Source organism: Stutzerimonas stutzeri SDM-LAC, assembly GCF_000235745.1.
Lineage (GTDB): Bacteria > Pseudomonadota > Gammaproteobacteria > Pseudomonadales > Pseudomonadaceae > Stutzerimonas > Stutzerimonas stutzeri_H.
This window is the reverse complement of the sequence record NZ_AGSX01000135.1, coordinates 1-1527: the sequence shown is the minus strand read 5'-3', so window position 1 is coordinate 1527 and position 1527 is coordinate 1. Positions and strand designations below refer to the sequence as shown.

Genomic DNA, 1527 nt, shown 5'->3' with positions numbered 1-1527 from the left:
CTGACGGGCGGCAAGGCTGAAGTCGTCAAGCCGGCTGCAGCATCGGCCGCCTCGCCAGCGCCCGGATTCGCCGCGCCGCTGGTGCAGCCGGCCGCAGCCAAACCGACAGCTGCCAGCGGTGGTCGCGGTCAGGGCCAGTTGCGTCTGGCGAGCGGAACGCTTGCTTGCGTCATCAAGGCGCTCAGCCTTAAAGAGGGGCTGCTGGTGGTCAAGCGTGGCGAGACGCTGCCGCAGGTGCTGGAGAGCGCAGTGCTCGATCTGGAGCAGGGCGAAGGCGGGGAGGTGGCACGCCTCAATGGCTATCTTCACGCGGTCGCGGCGCTGGAACCCAAGCCGGACAGTGAATGGCTGCAACTGACGTTTCGCTTCGTCGACCGCGATCCACAGAAGCTCGATTACCTGTCCCGGCTGATCGCCCGAGGCACCGCTCAGCGGCACTTCGTACCGGGCGCCTAGCTGCGCCAATCCAACGGGCTAACGCTGCACTGCGCGACCGACCGTCTGGAAAAACCAGCGGCGCGATGAACCATTTCACAGGCTGACGGTCGGTGGCTCGCGCATAGGCCGCTGCGCTGCTAGTCTGCAGCGCTCTGAATACATAACCATGAAGTCTGCCGTTATGTTGGGGCGCACCATTCTTGCTCTCGGGTTGTTCTGCCTGGCTATGCCGGCTTCGGCCCTGACCATCTACAAGTACACCGACGCCAATGGCGTGGTCACTTACAGCGACCAGGCTGCGCCGGGCGCGCGCGTGTTCACCTTCAACGATCGCATGGTCGAGAAGCTCGACAACCAGGTGAAGCTGGAAACCCGCAAGCATGCCGCCGGCGAAACCTTGCTGGTGCGCAATGATCTGTATGCGCCGGTGGACATCGAACTCAAGCTGACCGGCGTGCAGAACGCCGTCGGCGCGCCGGATCAGCCGATCCGCTGGGTGCTGCCGCCACGCAGCCAGATTCGCTTGGCGACTCTGGCCCCGCTCGACCCCTCGAAACCGCTGAAATACACCCCCAAACTGCGCCACGCGCTGGGTGATCCGCGGCTACTGCCCAAGCCCTACAAGTATCCGTTGCCCTGGCGCGGTGGCCCGTTCCGCCTGACCCAGGGCGCGAATGGCAAGTACAGCCACTTCACCCGCAAAGGTCGCTACGCCGCCGATATCGCCATGCCCGAGGGCACGGCTATCGTCGCGGCGCGTGGCGGCATGGTGGTGAAACTCGAGAATGCGCAGACGGGGCGTGGCAACAACCCGGCCGGAAACTTTGTCCGTGTGTTGCATGATGACGGCACCATGGGCGTCTATCTGCACCTGATGAAAGGCTCGGTCAGCGTGCGCGAAGGTCAGCGCATCGAAGCCGGTTCGCTGCTGGCGCGCTCGGGCAATACCGGCAACAGCACCGGCCCGCACCTGCATTTCGTAGTTCAGCGCAACGTCGGTTTGGCGGTCGAATCGATTCCCTTTGATTTCGCCCAGCCGGTCAACAGCCTGCCGAACTTTGCCGTAGGCGGGGACTGACGCACTACACG

1 protein-coding gene and 1 pseudogene are annotated in these 1527 nt (G+C 64.3%); both read left to right on the top strand.

Annotated features, from left to right (window positions below; genetic code table 11):
- Nucleotides 1–456: pseudogene (locus tag PSTU_RS0114275) on the top strand (response regulator); the annotation flags it as partial.
- A gap of 163 nt (nucleotides 457–619) precedes the next feature.
- Complete coding sequence (locus PSTU_RS0114270; protein ID WP_019341706.1) at nucleotides 620–1516, top strand: peptidoglycan DD-metalloendopeptidase family protein; 897 nt, start codon at nucleotides 620–622, stop codon at nucleotides 1514–1516.
- The last annotated feature ends 11 nt before the right edge of the window (nucleotides 1517–1527 follow it).

Coding starts and splice junctions, on each gene's coding strand:
- PSTU_RS0114270 (WP_019341706.1), top strand. CDS start 620: ATGTTGGGGCGCACCATTCTTGCTCTCGGGTTGTTCTGCCTGGCTATG.